We start from the raw sequence: 17499 nt of genomic DNA on the forward strand, positions 1-17499 counted from the left end.
AAAAAATTTATCGCAGAAACATTCATTTTAAGATTACGGTCTGCCTCGGACAGTTGCGGATGACCTCGGCTCGTATCAAATATCTCTACAAAATTTGACTGCGCGATTTTCAACAATCCATAAAAAAGCACCCCATCGGGAGTGCTTTCTAAAATTTGTAAAAACTACAAATTAAATTTCACGTACCGCACCTTTTGCCGCACTTGTCGTATGCATTGCATAGGCTTTCAAGGCTTTGGAAATTTTACGTGGACGCTCTTCCACTGGGTGCCAGCCTTTGGCTTCTTGCGCTTCACGGCGAGCAGCCATAGTTGCTTCATCCACAGCCAGGTGGATGGTACGGTTTGGAATATCGATTTCGATTAAATCACCATCTTCAACCAGACCAATGGCACCGCCTTCCGCTGCTTCAGGAGAAACATGACCAATCGACAAACCTGATGAACCGCCAGAGAAACGGCCGTCAGTCAGCAAGGCACATTCCTTACCCAAACCTTTCGATTTCAGGTAACTGGTTGGGTACAGCATTTCCTGCATGCCCGGACCACCACGTGGACCTTCATAACGAATCACAACCACATCACCGGCTTTAATTTCATTGCCCAAGATCGCTTCTACCGCAGAATCCTGGCTTTCAAATACGCGAGCAGTACCGTTGAATTTCAAAATTGAATCATCAACACCGGCAGTTTTAACGATACAGCCATCCAGCGCGATGTTGCCGTAAAGCACAGCCAGACCACCATCTTTCGAGAAAGCATGTGCTGCATTACGGATCACGCCATTTTCACGGTCACCATCTAAACGCGAATAGTAACGGTCTTGTGAGAAAGCAGTTTGTGTTGGTACGCCGCCCGGTGCCGATTTAAAGAATTGGTAAACCTCTTCATTTTCAGTCCGGATGATGTCCCATTTGTCCAAAGCATCTTTCAGGGTTGCTTCGTGGACAGTACCCACTGAAGTATCCAGTAAGCCAGCACGATCCAGTTCACCTAGGATCGACATAATACCGCCGGCACGATGTACATCTTCCATATGCACATCATTTTTCGCAGGCGCAACTTTACACAGTACTGGCACTTTACGAGATAAGCGGTCGATGTCATCCATGGTGAAATCAACACCCGCTTCATTTGCAGCAGCCAATAAGTGCAGTACGGTATTGGTTGAACCGCCCATCGCAATGTCCAGCGTCATGGCATTTTCATACGATGCTTTGGTTACCATTGAACGTGGTAAAACGCTGTAATCGTCCTGTTCATAGTGGCGTTTAGCCAATTCAACAATTAACGAGCCTGCACGTTCAAACAGTTTTTTACGGTTGGCATGGGTTGCTAAAGTTGAACCATTACCCGGTAAAGACAGACCCAATGCTTCAGTTAAGCAGTTCATTGAGTTGGCAGTGAACATGCCTGAACATGAACCACAGGTTGGGCAGGCAGAACGTTCGTATTCTGCGACTTCTTCATCGGTATAGTTGTCATCTGCCGCCACGATCATCGCGTCGATCAGGTCGATGGCTTTGTCGTTGCCGCGGATTTTCACTTTACCCGCTTCCATTGGACCGCCAGACACGAATACCACTGGAATATTCAGGCGCATCGCTGCCATCAGCATCCCCGGGGTGATTTTGTCACAGTTGGAAATACACACCATGGCATCGGCACAGTGCGCACTGACCATGTATTCCACCGAGTCGGCAATCAGGTCACGTGACGGCAATGAATACAGCATGCCGTCATGCCCCATGGCAATCCCGTCATCCACCGCAATGGTGTTGAATTCTTTGGCCACACCACCTGATGCTTCAATTTGACGAGCCACGAGTTGACCAAGATCTTTTAAATGAACGTGACCTGGAACAAATTGTGTGAATGAGTTGACGACAGCAATAATTGGCTTGCCAAAGTCTTCATCTTTCATCCCAGTTGCGCGCCATAAGCCACGCGCACCCGCCATGTTTCTTCCGTGTGTCGATGTTTTTGAACGATAGTCAGGCATTGTGTTATTCCAACAAAGTTTGTGCTTGAGTTGAATGAGCTCATTCACTCTGGCGAAATCTTACAGATCGAGAGCATGAAATCAGTCGAATTTCCAACCTATCATACACCAAGCCATTGTTTTTCAAGATGGCATTTTCATCTTAGATATGGGTAGATGGGTCTATAATTTGAACTTCGTGATTTGACGACAAAAATCTTTAACTGAAATCTACTATACCGCCATCCCCGGCCAGACAATGCAAAACTTTCATGAATAATTTTTAAATTTTGCATAAGTTTTTTTTATAAAAATAGGCTCCTTCGGTCTGTATTCAGACTCAATTTAGGTGAATAAATGCTTTTGCCTTATAATAGACATCACGTTTATTTGGAAGCTTTTGTGTGAAAATCATCTTTGCGGGTACACCAGAATTTGCCGCTACTGCATTGGCTGCACTGCTTAAAACCGAACATGACATTGTTGCGGTCTATACTCAACCGGACCGCAAAGCTGGACGAGGACAAAAACTCACGGCTTCTGCTGTAAAGCAGCTGGCTTTAGCCAATAATATTCCGGTCTACCAGCCGCTTCATTTTAAATCTTCGACTGAAGAAGGCTTGGCCGCACAGGCAGAATTAGCCGCTTTAAATGCCGACGTAATGGTGGTGGCCGCTTATGGCTTGATTCTGCCGCAAGTGGTACTCGATACACCTAAATATGGCTGCCTCAATATTCATGGTTCACTGTTGCCACGCTGGCGTGGTGCAGCGCCGATTCAGCGTGCCATTGCCACAGGCGATACTGAAACTGGCGTGACTATCATGAAAATGGCGGCGGGTCTGGACACCGGTGATATGATGTTTAAAACCATCTGCCCGATTGAATCAAGCGACACCTCAGCAACTTTGCACGACAAACTGGCCGAACAAGGTGCAAGTGCCATTGCAGCTGTTTTAGCGTCGGAAGAAAAACTGCAACACTACCTGGCGACCCGTGAAGTGCAAGACGAAGCATTGACTGTGTATGCTCACAAGCTTTCCAAAGCCGAAGCAGAAATTGACTGGTCTAGGGATGCCATACAGATTGACCGTAATATCCGCGCCTTTAACCCATGGCCAGTGGCATTTATCGTACTCGATGAGAAAAACAACTTGCGGGTGTGGAATTCCAAGTTATCTCATGCTACTGCGGAAAATGCTCAACCGGGTGAAATCATTGCCATTGATAAAGATGGCGTTCATGTTGCCTGTGCAAATAACACGGTCATCACACTGACTACTTTACAATGGCCGGGCGCTAAACCGCTTAACCCTGTACAAATTTTACAAACCCAAAAACTGACTATTGGACAAATTTTATAATGAAGCAATCTCCCAACGCCTCAGCCAAAAACCTTAATTTACGTGCTCAGGTGGTGAAGACGTTATTGGCTGTCCAAAATGGTCAATCGCTGCAATCTGTGCTGGCGCAGCAAATGAACATCGTATCAGACAAAGACCGTGCTTTGTTCCATGAATTGGTACTGGGTTGTTTACGTCAATGGCATGCATTGAAACAACTGACTTTACCATTACTCTCTAAACCACTGGACAATCAAGTGGTTGAAACTTGTTTGTACCTTGGTTTATACCAATTGCTGTGCACCCGCGTGGCTGCCCATGCGGCCATTTCAGAAACCGTTGAAGCGACCAAACAATTGGGGATGGAAAGTTTAAGTGGCGTAGTGAATGCGATTTTACGTCGTGCCACCCGTGAATCTGAGCAGTTCTATGACGTGCTTGAACAAGCGACGAATTTACCAAGCTGGTTGTCTAAACGTCTGAAAAAAGACTGGGGCGATCAATTTGCTGAACTCAGCTATGAGCTAAAACAGGTGGCGCCACTGACTTTACGCGTTAATACACGCCAGGTCAGCCGTGACGAATATCTCGACATTCTGGAAGATGAAGGCATCGATGCACATCGCTGCGAAATTTCTGAAGTCGGCATTGTCATGGATGAAAGCCTGCACATTCCAAGTTTACCGGGCTTTGAAGCTGGCGGCTTTTCAGTACAGGATGAGCATGCCCAGCTGTGCGCTACTTTATTGCCGAACTTGAATGGCAAAATCGTGATTGATGCCTGTGCGGCACCAGGCGGTAAAACTGCGCACATTTTAGAGAAATATCAGCCGAAAAAACTGATTGCCCTTGATCAGGATGAAAAGCGCTTAAAACGTGTTTCTGAAAACCTGGAGCGTTTGGTTCTCGATGGCAAACATGTCGAAATTGTCAGCGCAGATGCCGTAACCTGGACAGCACCTGAACCAGCTGATTGCATTGTTTTAGATGCACCGTGTTCAGCGATTGGGGTGATGCGCCGTCATCCAGACATCCGTTTACTGCGTCAATCAACTGATATTGCCAAAACAGTCCAACTGCAAAAACAGATTTTGGACAACATGTGGCAGCAACTAAAAGTCGGTGGCACCTTACTTTACATCACCTGCTCGATTTTAAAAGCAGAAAATGAACAGCAAATGGTCGAGTTCTTTGCTACCCATCCAGATGCCAAAGAAATCAAAATTGAAGCCGACTGGGGCATTGAACAAATTCACGGTCGCCAATTGCTGCCACAAGTGGGCCGTGGCGATGGCTTCTTCTATTGCCGTATCCAGAAAATAGCTTAAGCCATATACTTAAAAAAGGAGGGAGCAAAAACCCTCCTTTTTTATTAGGATGCCCTCTCCTGCCAGAAAGATCGGTGCAAATGCGACCCAGACTTGCGGTAGCACAAGGTTGGGCAACAGCATGCTCCATTCAAGACACAAGTATTCAAGAAACAAAAAGCCATTATCATCAATGATAATGGCTTTCTTTTGCAACAGTATGAACTGAAGTATTTACGGATTTAAAGCGTATGCTGGTCTTTCACTTCTTCCAGCACCTCATCCAGTTCTTCCGGATGTTTCATCAAGTGTAGAATAGATAACACCAATCCGCCCCATAAAAACAGCATCGAGATAATCATCATGACAATTGCTGAAGTATTCATGTTTATTCTCCTAGCGATCTTTCATTCTGGCTAAAACAAACGCCACCACAGCACAGAAAATCACACAGCCCCAGCCAAACAGCCACTGCATACTGATACTATAGTCACCATAGCCTTTTAATAACAAGTTATAAATGGTCATGGCCAATGTAATCAATAAAATCAACGAGGTAATGACCGTTAGGGTAAAATCCCAGCCTTTGCCTAAATGCACGGTTGAAATGGCATTAACGTGATTCCGGATCTCAAGCAAAGCTGAACGCTTAAACCAGGCAATGCTGATAATTGAAATTAATGCACCACCAATAATACCGATGTTATTGATGAAATGGTCAATGATATCCACCAGTTTAATCGAATTGACACTGGAGAATAAAACGATAGAAACCAAAGCACTACCGCCACCAACAATAGTAACAGCTTTCTTACGGCCCCATTTCAGCTTGTCCATCATGGCAGAAATTGGAACTTCCAAAATACTGACCATCGATGAAATACCAGCAACAAACAATGAGGTAAAAAACAGGATACCAAATAAATCCGCACCAGCACCCAGGCTGGAAATGATTTTAGGGAAAGCAATAAAGGCCAGCCCGATACCGCCACTCACCACATCCTGTACATTGCTGTTTGAGCTATACGCCATAAAGCCCAGCGCTGAGAAAATCCCAATACCTGCTAAAATTTCAGTTGAAGCATTGGCAAAGCCCACAATTAAACCTGAACCGGTTAAATTGGTTTTCGGCTTCAGATAAGAAGCGTAGGTCACCATGATCCCGAAACCGACAGATAGAGAGAAGAAGGTATGGCCATACGCCGCCAGCCAGACTTTATAGTCCATCATGGCTGCCCAGTTTGGGGTAAAGAAGGCATTCAAGCCTTCCACTGCACCCGGCAAACGCAGGGATTGAATCACTAACAGGGTAAATAAAACAAACAGTAATGGCATGAAAATCTTGTTGGAAAGCTCAACGCCTTTTTTCACCCCACCATATAAAATGATTAAGGTCAGTACCCAAATTCCAGCCAATGGCCAAAAAATATGACTGACAAAACGCGGGTCAAAACCGGTTGCCTCTGAAGTCTGCAAATAGGTTTTAAAGAAGAACCCTTCCGGGTCGCTGCCCCACATTTGACCAATCGAGAAATAAACGTAACTGCCTGCCCAGGTTAAAACACTGGCATAATACAAGCCAATAATGATACAGACACTGACTTGCCACCATCCCAGGGTTTCGCCTCCCCGGAATAATTTACGGTATGCTTTCGGAGGCGAGCCACTGCTACGATGTCCGACTGCATAGTCCAGAAATAACAGCGGTAAACCCGCAGTAATTAAAGCAATCAAATAAGGGATAAGAAACGCACCACCGCCATTTTCATAGGCAACGTATGGAAAGCGCCAAATATTACCTAAACCGACCGCCGATCCGATAGCGGCAATAATAAAGCCGGATCGTGAGGTCCAGTTTTCACGAGAATCTGTCATACAACACCTAAACCTTCGGTATCTTCAGTTGCTGCTTGTTATCGGGTTTATATCGCAAGCAAAAAAAAGTACCATTCAAAAATAATTCTTGTGTCTGATTTAGAGGTCACCTTTTGGGTGCAGTATTCTAAATTGCAAACAGATCAGTAAGGATCAAATTTTGCTTAAAAATGTTGATCAATACCCATCCTTTATATGAACTTAACAATACTCACTTTTATAAAAATTTTCTGTAATTTATTTACCAAACATTTCATTTTTATAATCTGTTGAGTTTGAATGCTCATTTAATCGGCTTATTTTTAATCTCTCTTTATTATTGAATAATAAACTTTTGGGAATACATAAATTACATATAAAAACCTGAAGTTATCTTAAGATGCTTCAATCTACTTATTTATGGTTGTGTGATAATGCTTTAAAAATTAAATGCAGCATGGCTTTTTCAAGTAGTGTGCTAATTATGACCGGTAAATTTCCTGTAATTTGGAGGAATAACAACAATGCAATTTTTTATCATTCCCTATATGATGCGCTGAGTTGAGTCTCTATTAACTCCATTTTAGTCAGAAAAAGATTTTCCAAAAATAACAGTTCACATTACTTCAGGATTCTTATGCAATCATTCAAAATTCTTTGCTTAGCCCTTGGACTGGGCGCATTCAGCTCCACCCAAGCCGATGTTATTGCGGTTAAAGGCAATATTGATTACTGGTACTACAGCACCGATGTAACCCAACCGGCATCTTCGCTTCCACAAGCACAACTTGAAGATGATCATGCGCTGTCATTCTCGGTTGCACTAGAACATCCGGTGCCATTTTTACCCAATGCAAAAATTAAACATAGCCATTTACAGGCTGATAGCGATCAAAGTTTTGAAGGTGTAAAAAGCCATCAGGTCGACCTCACTTATACAGATTTCATTCTCTATTACGAAATACTGGACAATATTGTCGATGCCGATGTCGGCTTTGGAGCCAAGCGTTTAAGTGGAGATATTCTGCAAAACTATACTGACACTTTAGATGTGAGTAGTACGTTACCGATACTATATGCCCAGGCCGGGGTAAACCTGCCCTTTACCGGCTTAAGTGCTCGAGCTGAAGCCAGTTTTGCTGCACTGAATGATGAACAAATTAGCGATGCTCAAGCAGAACTCAAATATAACTTCATCGATAACCTCTTGGTTGACGTAGGTGCCAGAGTTGGGTATCGCATTTTAGACATTCAGCTGGAAGAAAGTTCAAATGCAGAAACCAAACTCAAATTTAAAGGCCCTTATCTGGGCATAGAAGCATATTTTTAAAGCACTACTGTATGCTTTCGCGTACATGGACTGCAGAAAATGAAGGCTAGGCATGCGGCAGCGTTCAAATTATAGTTAACCCATACCGAAACAGGATGTTTCTAAAACAACAAGAATAAAAGTACAAAACAGCAGGATGCTGAGGTAGATCAGGAGTGATATGTTTAACCCATACGAAAAAGTCTCGACAGGATGTCGGGGCTTTTTTATGTCTGCGTAATAACGTTTAAAGAACTATACACGTAATAAAGCATACATCTTTTATTCTTCATTTTAATAAGAATTCCCTGCATAAAAAAAGCCCCTGCACTTGGCAGGGGCTTTTGAATAATGAGCTGGCGATGACTTACTCTCACATGGGTAATCCCACACTACCATCAGCGCTAAGAGGTTTCACTTCTGAGTTCGGGAAGGGATCAGGTGGTTCACTCTTGCTATGGTCGCCAGCACAACTGTTTATGACTTTGCGTTTGGTCTTATTTAGATGCCAATGCTTGGTCAAATAGAATTCATTAACAGGTATATCTGAGCTGTCGTATTTTGTTCTTTAGCGTTCACTAAATCAAGCTGTTTTGCTGAATATCGAATTAATTGATGCTTTATACAACAACTGTTTGGGTGTTGTATAGTCAAGCCTCACGAGCAATTAGTATTGGTCAGCTTCACATATCACTATGCTTCCACATCCAACCTATCAACGTCGTAGTCTTCAACGGCTCTTTAGGAGACATAAAGTCTCGGGGAAATCTTATCTTGAGGTAGGCTTCCCGCTTAGATGCTTTCAGCGGTTATCCCTTCCGAACATAGCTACCCGGCGATGCGACTGGCGTCACAACCGGTACACCAGAGGTTCGTCCACTCTGGTCCTCTCGTACTAGGAGCAGATCCTCTCAAATTTCCAACGCCCACGGTAGATAGGGACCGAACTGTCTCACGACGTTCTAAACCCAGCTCGCGTACCTCTTTAAATGGCGAACAGCCATACCCTTGGGACCTGCTTCAGCCCCAGGATGAGATGAGCCGACATCGAGGTGCCAAACACCGCCGTCGATATGAACTCTTGGGCGGTATCAGCCTGTTATCCCCAGAGTACCTTTTATCCGTTGAGCGATGGCCCTTCCATACAGAACCACCGGATCACTAAGACCTACTTTCGTACCTGCTCGACTTGTGGGTCTCGCAGTTAAGCGCGCTTTTGCCTTTATACTCTACGCGTGATTTCCGACCACGCTGAGCGCACCTTCGTACTCCTCCGTTACTCTTTAGGAGGAGACCGCCCCAGTCAAACTACCCACCAGACATGGTCCTCGTCCCGGATAACGGGACAGAGTTAGAACCTCAATATTACCAGGGTGGTATTTCAAGATTGGCTCCACTAGGACTAGCGTCCCAGCTTCAAAGCCTCCCACCTATCCTACACAAGTAAGATCAAAGTTCAATGTCAAGCTGCAGTAAAGGTTCACGGGGTCTTTCCGTCTAGCCGCGGGTACACCGCATCTTCACGGCGATTTCGATTTCACTGAGCCTCTGCTGGAGACAGCGCCCCCATCATTATGCCATTCGTGCAGGTCGGAACTTACCCGACAAGGAATTTCGCTACCTTAGGACCGTTATAGTTACGGCCGCCGTTTACTGGGGCTTCGATCAAGAGCTTCGCTTACGCTAACCCCATCAATTAACCTTCCAGCACCGGGCAGGCATCACACCCTATACGTCCACTTTCGTGTTTGCAGAGTGCTATGTTTTTAATAAACAGTTGCAGGGGCCTGGTTTCTGTGGCTGCTCTCAGCTCAGGAAGCAAGTTCCATCACCAAAAGCAGCGTACCTTCTCCCGAAGTTACGGTACCATTTTGCCTAGTTCCTTCAGCAGAGTTCTCTCAAGCGCTTTGGTCTACTCGACCTGACCACCTGTGTCGGTTTCGGGTACGATTCCAGTGTAACTGAAGCTTAGAGACTTTTCCTGGAAGTATGGTATCAGCCACTTCACTGTACAAGTACAGCTTGCTATCAGATCTCAGCATAGAGCACCCCGGATTTGCCTAAGATGCATGCCTACTTCCTTCCACCTGGACAACCAACGCCAGGCTGACTTAACCTTCTCCGTCCTCTCATCGCATTACACTGAAGTATTGGAATATTAACCAATTTCCCATCGACTACGCCTTTCGGCCTCGCCTTAGGGGTCGACTCACCCAGCCCCGATTAACGTTGGACTGGAACCCTTGGTCTTTCAGCGAGCGGGTTTTTCACCCGCTTTGTCGTTACTCACGTCAGCATTCGCACTTCTGATACCTCCAGCAGACTTCTCAATCCACCTTCATCGGCTTACAGAACGCTCCCCTACCACGTATACAAAGTATACATCCGCAGCTTCGGCACATAGTTTTAGCCCCGTTACATCTTCCGCGCAGGCCGACTCGACTAGTGAGCTATTACGCTTTCTTTAAAGGGTGGCTGCTTCTAAGCCAACCTCCTAGCTGTCTATGCCTTCCCACATCGTTTCCCACTTAACTATGATTTTGGGGCCTTAGCTGGCGGTCTGGATTGTTTTCCTCTTGACTACGGACGTTAGCACCCGCAGTCTGTCTCCCGGATAGTACTCATTGGTATTCGGAGTTTGCATCGGTTTGGTAAGTCGGGATGACCCCCTAGCCGAAACAGTGCTCTACCCCCAATGGTATTCGTCCGAGGCGCTACCTAAATAGCTTTCGGGGAGAACCAGCTATCACCGAGTTTGATTAGCCTTTCACCCCTATCCACAAGTCATCCCCTGGCTTTTCAACGACAGTGGGTTCGGTCCTCCAGTCAGTGTTACCTAACCTTCAACCTGCTCATGGATAGATCACCCGGTTTCGGGTCTATACCCAGCAACTAAACGCCCTATTAAGACTCGATTTCTCTACGGCTCCCCTATTCGGTTAACCTCGCTACTGAATATAAGTCGCTGACCCATTATACAAAAGGTACGCAGTCACCGAACAAGTCGGCTCCCACTGCTTGTATGCATGCGGTTTCAGGATCTATTTCACTCCCCTCACAGGGGTTCTTTTCGCCTTTCCCTCACGGTACTGGTTCACTATCGGTCAGTCAGGAGTATTTAGCCTTGGAGGATGGTCCCCCCATATTCAGACAAGGTTTCACGTGCCTCGCCCTACTCGACATCATCATATAAGCCCTTTCGTGTACAGGACTATCACCTACTATGGTTGCACTTCCCAGAGCATTCCACTAAAGCTTATATGACTTAATGGGCTTTTCCCCGTTCGCTCGCCGCTACTGAGGGAATCTCAATTGATTTCTTTTCCTAAGGGTACTGAGATGTTTCACTTCCCCTCGTTCGCCTCGTAACACTATGTATTCATGTTACGATACCTACCTTATGGTAAGTGGGTTTCCCCATTCAGAAATCTCCGGATCACAGGATATTTGCCGCCTCCCCGGAGCTTATCGCAGGCTATTACGTCTTTCATCGCCTCTGACTGCCAAGGCATCCACCACATGCACTTAATTACTTGACTATACAACCCCAAACAGTCGTTCATCCCTACAAGTAGGATGAGCAACAGATTATGATGATCTCTCATCACTCTCTTACAGTTGGCGTTTGTGCACTTAAACACTGTACAGCTTCAATTAGATTCATATACCAAAACGCTTGATTCAGTTTAATCGCTAGTAACTCATTTCTTAATCTTCATCAATCAGTCATAAATGACTGCTAATGTCGATTTCAAAACGAGTATGAACAATTTATTTCAACTCAAATATATTCTGTTAATGATTTTTCTCGTCTTCGTCAGATCGAGAAACTGTGATAAATCACAGAGGTTAATAACAATGCCGCGCATTATACGCCGCTTTCTTACTAAGCTCTATAAGCTATCTAACCGTTTGCTTATTATGCATCCGAAGATACATGGTGGAGACTAGGAGAGTCGAACTCCTGACCTCCTGCGTGCAAAGCAGGCGCTCTACCAACTAAGCTAAGTCCCCAGCTTATCAATAAGTCAATGTTTCTGATTTTCCGTACTTCGTCAGTAGTGGTGGGTCTGACAAGACTTGAACTTGTGACCCCACGCTTATCAAGCGTGTGCTCTAACCAACTGAGCTACAGACCCTCAGATACATCGTCATGAAGAACAACTTGTTGTGGATTCTTACCGATCGTCAATCTTTCGTTAAGGAGGTGATCCAGCCGCAGGTTCCCCTACGGCTACCTTGTTACGACTTCACCCCAGTCATCGGCCACACCGTGGTAAGCGTCCTCCTTACGGTTAGACTACCTACTTCTGGTGCAACAAACTCCCATGGTGTGACGGGCGGTGTGTACAAGGCCCGGGAACGTATTCACCGCGGCATTCTGATCCGCGATTACTAGCGATTCCGACTTCATGGAGTCGAGTTGCAGACTCCAATCCGGACTACGATCGGCTTTTTGAGATTAGCATCCTATCGCTAGGTAGCAACCCTTTGTACCGACCATTGTAGCACGTGTGTAGCCCTGGTCGTAAGGGCCATGATGACTTGACGTCGTCCCCGCCTTCCTCCAGTTTGTCACTGGCAGTATCCTTAAAGTTCCCGGCTTAACCCGCTGGCAAATAAGGAAAAGGGTTGCGCTCGTTGCGGGACTTAACCCAACATCTCACGACACGAGCTGACGACAGCCATGCAGCACCTGTATGTAAGTTCCCGAAGGCACCAATCCATCTCTGGAAAGTTCTTACTATGTCAAGACCAGGTAAGGTTCTTCGCGTTGCATCGAATTAAACCACATGCTCCACCGCTTGTGCGGGCCCCCGTCAATTCATTTGAGTTTTAGTCTTGCGACCGTACTCCCCAGGCGGTCTACTTATCGCGTTAGCTGCGCCACTAAAGCCTCAAAGGCCCCAACGGCTAGTAGACATCGTTTACGGCATGGACTACCAGGGTATCTAATCCTGTTTGCTCCCCATGCTTTCGTACCTCAGCGTCAGTATTAGGCCAGATGGCTGCCTTCGCCATCGGTATTCCTCCAGATCTCTACGCATTTCACCGCTACACCTGGAATTCTACCATCCTCTCCCATACTCTAGCTTCCCAGTATCGAATGCAATTCCTAAGTTAAGCTCAGGGATTTCACATCCGACTTAAAAAGCCGCCTACGCACGCTTTACGCCCAGTAAATCCGATTAACGCTCGCACCCTCTGTATTACCGCGGCTGCTGGCACAGAGTTAGCCGGTGCTTATTCTGCGAGTAACGTCCACTATCCCTAGGTATTAACTAGAGTAGCCTCCTCCTCGCTTAAAGTGCTTTACAACCAAAAGGCCTTCTTCACACACGCGGCATGGCTGGATCAGGGTTCCCCCCATTGTCCAATATTCCCCACTGCTGCCTCCCGTAGGAGTCTGGGCCGTGTCTCAGTCCCAGTGTGGCGGATCATCCTCTCAGACCCGCTACAGATCGTCGCCTTGGTAGGCCTTTACCCCACCAACTAGCTAATCCGACTTAGGCTCATCTATTAGCGCAAGGTCCGAAGATCCCCTGCTTTCCCCCGTAGGGCGTATGCGGTATTAGCATTCCTTTCGAAATGTTGTCCCCCACTAATAGGCAGATTCCTAAGCATTACTCACCCGTCCGCCGCTAGGTTGTATAGCAAGCTATACTTCCCCGCTCGACTTGCATGTGTTAAGCCTGCCGCCAGCGTTCAATCTGAGCCATGATCAAACTCTTCAGTTTAAAATCAGTAGTAGCTTAAAGGCTACCAATCTTGGCTCATCAATTTTCTGACAAATATTTCTCAAATAAACTTCGAGTAATTTCTACCATTCAATCAATGAAAATAATTTCGATCAATCAACCAGTAAAAATCCACACAAGTTGTTCTTCATAATCTCTTAATGATCTTTCTAATACCTCGTCAGTATTAGAAGCTGGACTTTAATAAACTTAACAACTTAGCACTTCGTGCTTCGTTCGTTTCCGTCTATCTCGTCGGTATGGGGTGCATTCTAGAGGATTTCAGAATCATTGCAACCCCCAATTCACTATATTTTTCACGTATGTCTCTTTTTTCTACGAAAATTGCCAAAAAATCGCTTTTTTATCTAAATTTTGAGCATTTTTCTTAAAAAAATAGCGGATTCATTGTGATTCAAATAAAAACAACCCATTTTTTTAAGACCTGATAGCGATCAAAAAACTACGGAATTCCAATAAAACCATAAAATTCCTTTTCGCTATAAAGGATTTTTTTAAAGCTTTCTCTGATTACAGACGATATTTTGCTCTTTTCCATCCGACTTTATAGATATACAACACTTTATTCAAAGCAGCTTTCTACTTTTAGACAGATTTATTGCGATTTAAAATGAATCCGTTACCTCTCCATCTCCTTTTCAACCACAAAAAATTAAGAGCTCATAAAGATTGAACAGCCTATTCAGATGAATTAAGCCACATAGGGTGAGTCATTACGCCCCAACCAGTAACACATGACTTCTTCAATCATTTCTTTCTTACCCTTATAGTCTTCAGCAGCAAATAATAATTTAGCCCGACGCGGTAAACGTTCTTTGACCAGTGAAAATAAAAGATAGTGAGAGGCAATATCTAATCGCTGTAATAAAGCATAGGCTTGCTCAAAAGATTCCTGCTTCTGTTCAGGCGTATCGTATTCAAATAGAAAACGTAAAATAAAATCGATTTCCTGATCAAAAATATCCTGAGTCTGGTAATGATACATAAATAATGCTTACCCTCTTTTTTATGACTTTTATAAATATTTTTGAGATTCCATATCACAAGCATGCTAATGATGGGATTCAATCTCAGCATCCATACTGCAGTCTAGCCCGTATTTCAAGCAAATGAAAAATGCAACAGCCCAATAAAAAATCAGCAGCAATCGTGGAAATTCAGAAATAAAAAAGGAAGAGATCTCTCCCAAAATCTCTTCCCTGGAGTTGAATCTTTATGCGATCCATCGTGTCATTATTATAGTTATCTACAAAAATTTAAAAAAAGCCTCTTGGGGAAGAGACTTAAAATTGTGGAGTTATTTTTATATACCCTCTAGATATGTTTCTACACAATGTCTAGATGAATAAATCTTAAACATAAAATATGACAAAATCAAGACAATTGGAAAAATTTAAGTATTGTTTTTATAAGCTTTTTTTTGAATTTATATATTTATATAATTCATATATAACTAAAAAAATAAAAGCAGGCCTAAGCCTGCTTTTATTTCAACAACTTAGAATAATACTCAGTCTACAAAAGTCACTTTTGCAATTGCTTTTTTGCTGGCTTGAACGATCAAAGTCACGTTCTCTTTCACAGAAAAATTAGCATCAACCACATTCCAATCTACTTTAACAGCACCACGACCGATCGCATCTTTGGCTTGAGCCGCATTTTTAGTTAAACCCGCAGCACGTAAAATAGAGGTAATAAAGATTTCACCGCCAAATTCCTCACGTGAAATGGTCACCTCAGGTGTTCCTTCAGGCAATTCACCTTCGGTAATCAGGTTACCCGCACCTTTATGTGCAGTTGCCGCAGCTTCGGCACCATGGAACCGCTCAACCAATTCAAGTGCAAGAATCTTTTTCACTTCTTGCGGATTACGACCTTCAGCCACTTCTTTTAACAACTGCCGGATTTCTTCAATCGACTTGAAGCTTAACAAATCAAAATAACGCTCGATCAGGGAATCGGGCATTGAAAGGACTTTTTGGTACATCGCACCCGGTGCATCAAACACTGCAATGTAGTTACCTAAAGATTTAGACATTTTATTCACGCCATCTAAACCTTCAAGAATCGGTACCGTAATACAGACTTGTGCTTCCTGGTCATAACGACCTTGCAAAGTACGCCCCATCAACAGGTTAAAGGTTTGGTCTGTCCCTCCCAACTCGACGTCAGCATGTAATGCGACCGAGTCATAACCTTGCACCAATGGATATAAAAATTCATGAATCGCAATCGGTTGGTGGCTGTTATAACGTTTGGTAAAGTCATCACGTTCCAGCATGCGTGCTACAGTCTGCTGTGAAGCCAGCTGGATTAAATCAGCTGCAGTTTTTTGAGCAAACCATTCAGAATTGAATACCACCTTGGTTTTAGCCGGATCAAGAATTTTAAATACTTGTTCTTGATAGGTTTTTGCATTTTCCAGCACTTTTTCACGTGACAATGGCGGACGTGTCGCGCTTTTACCTGTTGGATCACCGATCATGGCGGTATAGTCACCAATCAGGAAATAAACTTCATGCCCCAAATCCTGAAACACTTTCAATTTATTAATCAGAACCGTATGGCCCAAGTGCAAGTCAGGTGCAGTTGGGTCAAAACCCGCTTTAATTTTAAGCGGACGATTTTCTTTTAATTTCTTCAGAAGATCTTCTTCAGAAATAATTTCATGCGTGCCTCGTTGAATGAGGGCAAGTTGTTCTTCAGCCGGCAGGAAATTTGACATCACAAAACCCAAACACATCAGTTATTCAATTTGTGCGATATACTAACACTTTTTCAGCACATTGCAGGCTTAAGAATAATCATGACAGCGATCTATATTGGGGTAATGACCGGCACGAGCATGGATGGTGTCGATATTGTTGCTGCTTCTTTTGATCCCTTACAGCTTCATGCGACCCTCACTTTGCCATTTGATCCCGATCTTCGTGACGAACTGATGGCACTCACCCTACCGGGCGACAATGAAATTGACCGTATGGGCAAAGCCGACGTTGCCTTAGCCAGCATGATTGGTGCAGGGATTAATACGCTTATTGAAAAGAACCATTTAGATCGTAGCCAAATTAAAGCCATCGGTTCGCATGGACAAACCATACGTCACCGTCCTGAACATGGCTTCACCCTGCAAATTGGTGATCCCAACATCATTACCGAAATGACGCAAATTCCGGTCATTTCAGATTTTCGTCGTCGTGATATGGCGGCTGGCGGTCAAGGTGCCCCTCTGGTTCCTGCATTTCATCAAGCCTTGTTTCAGCATGACAGCATTCATCGTGTAATTCTGAATTTAGGCGGGATTGCCAATGTCAGTATGCTGCCTGCCGGCAAACCCGAAGCGGTATTTGGTTTTGACACCGGTCCTGCCAATATTCTTATGGATGCCTGGTGTCAGCGTTATACTGGTCAGCCCTATGATGAAAATGGCAACTGGGCAGCATACGGACAACCCATTCGCAGCCTGCTGGACCGCTTGCAGGCGCATGAGTTTTTCTCCAAAGAACCACCAAAAAGTACTGGCCGCGAAGACTTCAACCTGGAATGGCTGGATGAACAGATTCTCGACTGGCGTAATGACCTTGAATATGACGAGTTAGAAGATACCCCTGAAAATGTTCAGGCGACCTTAATGAAACTGACCACGCGCGCCATTAAAAAAGCCATTTACCGTTCCGACATGGATACCGGTGAAGTTTATGTCTGCGGTGGCGGAGCCTATAATTCGAACCTGCTTGAACAATTGCGCTGGCGTTTACGCAAACACGAATGGACAGTACAAACTACAGCAGATTTAGGGCTGAGCCCAACCTGGGTGGAAGCAACTGCTTTTGCCTGGCTGGCTATGCGCTTTGTCAATCAGCAAAGTGGTAACTTACCTGCGGTCACCGGTGCAGCCGGCTATCGTATTTTGGGAAGCATTACTGCCGTCTAAATATTTTTTAATG

At 44.7% G+C, this 17499-nt stretch carries 9 protein-coding genes, 2 tRNA genes and 3 rRNA genes; 4 read left to right on the forward strand and 10 right to left on the reverse strand.

The features are described 5' to 3' along the window. Nucleotides 1-171: 171 nt before the first annotated feature. Entirely contained in the window at nucleotides 172-2001 is a 1830-nt protein-coding gene (ilvD, locus tag ABJ384_RS14445) for a dihydroxy-acid dehydratase (protein ID WP_180043852.1), read from the reverse strand. Nucleotides 2002-2384: 383 nt separating this feature from the next. Between ilvD and fmt the strand changes: the two genes are divergently transcribed. Next, complete coding sequence (gene fmt / locus ABJ384_RS14450; protein WP_349928128.1) at nucleotides 2385-3344, forward strand: methionyl-tRNA formyltransferase; 960 nt, start codon at nucleotides 2385-2387, stop codon at nucleotides 3342-3344. Then, nucleotides 3344-4651 (forward strand): 16S rRNA (cytosine(967)-C(5))-methyltransferase RsmB, encoded by a 1308-nt coding sequence (gene rsmB / locus ABJ384_RS14455; protein WP_349928130.1) that lies wholly within the window; start codon nucleotides 3344-3346, stop codon nucleotides 4649-4651. The genes fmt and rsmB overlap by 1 nt, the downstream gene beginning before the upstream one ends. 221 nt (nucleotides 4652-4872) lie before the next feature. Here rsmB and ABJ384_RS14460 read toward each other — a convergent pair whose 3' ends face one another. Further along, complete coding sequence (locus ABJ384_RS14460; RefSeq protein WP_086197760.1) at nucleotides 4873-5016, reverse strand: methionine/alanine import family NSS transporter small subunit; 144 nt, start codon at nucleotides 5014-5016, stop codon at nucleotides 4873-4875. A gap of 10 nt (nucleotides 5017-5026) precedes the next feature. Then, entirely contained in the window at nucleotides 5027-6505 is a 1479-nt protein-coding gene (locus ABJ384_RS14465; protein WP_086197762.1) for a sodium-dependent transporter, read from the reverse strand. Nucleotides 6506-7121: 616 nt separating this feature from the next. Between ABJ384_RS14465 and ABJ384_RS14470 the strand changes: the two genes are divergently transcribed. After that, nucleotides 7122-7814: a TIGR04219 family outer membrane beta-barrel protein gene (locus ABJ384_RS14470; protein WP_200223404.1), complete on the forward strand. Its 693-nt coding sequence runs from the start codon at nucleotides 7122-7124 to the stop codon at nucleotides 7812-7814. Nucleotides 7815-8147: 333 nt separating this feature from the next. On the opposite strand, the gene rrf is transcribed toward ABJ384_RS14470, so the two are convergent. The 7 genes from rrf to tyrS form a co-directional block, all read right to left on the reverse strand. Continuing rightward, nucleotides 8148-8262 (reverse strand): 5S ribosomal RNA (gene rrf / locus ABJ384_RS14475). A gap of 177 nt (nucleotides 8263-8439) precedes the next feature. Continuing rightward, nucleotides 8440-11332: ribosomal RNA gene (locus ABJ384_RS14480) — 23S ribosomal RNA — on the reverse strand. 399 nt (nucleotides 11333-11731) lie between these two features. Next, a tRNA-Ala gene (locus tag ABJ384_RS14485) sits at nucleotides 11732-11807 on the reverse strand. 48 nt (nucleotides 11808-11855) lie between these two features. Then, nucleotides 11856-11932, reverse strand: a tRNA-Ile gene (locus tag ABJ384_RS14490). A gap of 61 nt (nucleotides 11933-11993) precedes the next feature. Continuing rightward, a 16S ribosomal RNA gene (locus ABJ384_RS14495) occupies nucleotides 11994-13531 on the reverse strand. Together the 16S, 23S and 5S rRNA genes with 2 tRNA genes alongside form the textbook arrangement of a ribosomal RNA operon. 712 nt (nucleotides 13532-14243) lie before the next feature. Beyond that, on the reverse strand, nucleotides 14244-14537 hold the full coding sequence (locus ABJ384_RS14500) for a hypothetical protein (protein ID WP_086197607.1): 294 nt from the start codon (nucleotides 14535-14537) through the stop codon (nucleotides 14244-14246). Nucleotides 14538-15062: 525 nt separating this feature from the next. Next, on the reverse strand, nucleotides 15063-16295 hold the full coding sequence (gene tyrS, locus ABJ384_RS14505) for a tyrosine--tRNA ligase (protein ID WP_349928133.1): 1233 nt from the start codon (nucleotides 16293-16295) through the stop codon (nucleotides 15063-15065). Between the two features lie 63 nt (nucleotides 16296-16358). Between tyrS and ABJ384_RS14510 the strand changes: the two genes are divergently transcribed. Then, a complete protein-coding gene (locus tag ABJ384_RS14510) occupies nucleotides 16359-17486 on the forward strand; it encodes an anhydro-N-acetylmuramic acid kinase (RefSeq protein WP_349928135.1) in 1128 nt (375 codons plus the stop codon). Nucleotides 17487-17499 lie beyond the last annotated feature (13 nt).

The sequence above is a fragment of the Acinetobacter sp. A1-4-2 genome, assembly GCF_040233925.1.
Lineage (GTDB): Bacteria > Pseudomonadota > Gammaproteobacteria > Pseudomonadales > Moraxellaceae > Acinetobacter.

Bases quoted from the DNA above. Each gene is read 5' to 3' on its own strand.
- ilvD (WP_180043852.1), bottom strand. From the start codon at position 2,001: ATGCCTGACTATCGTTCAAAAACATCGACACACGGAAGAAACATGGCG.
- rsmB (WP_349928130.1), top strand. From the start codon at position 3,344: ATGAAGCAATCTCCCAACGCCTCAGCCAAAAACCTTAATTTACGTGCT.
- ABJ384_RS14460 (WP_086197760.1), bottom strand. From the start codon at position 5,016: ATGAATACTTCAGCAATTGTCATGATGATTATCTCGATGCTGTTTTTA.
- ABJ384_RS14465 (WP_086197762.1), bottom strand. From the start codon at position 6,505: ATGACAGATTCTCGTGAAAACTGGACCTCACGATCCGGCTTTATTATT.
- ABJ384_RS14470 (WP_200223404.1), top strand. From the start codon at position 7,122: ATGCAATCATTCAAAATTCTTTGCTTAGCCCTTGGACTGGGCGCATTC.
- ABJ384_RS14500 (WP_086197607.1), bottom strand. From the start codon at position 14,537: ATGTATCATTACCAGACTCAGGATATTTTTGATCAGGAAATCGATTTT.
- tyrS (WP_349928133.1), bottom strand. From the start codon at position 16,295: ATGTGTTTGGGTTTTGTGATGTCAAATTTCCTGCCGGCTGAAGAACAA.
- ABJ384_RS14510 (WP_349928135.1), top strand. From the start codon at position 16,359: ATGACAGCGATCTATATTGGGGTAATGACCGGCACGAGCATGGATGGT.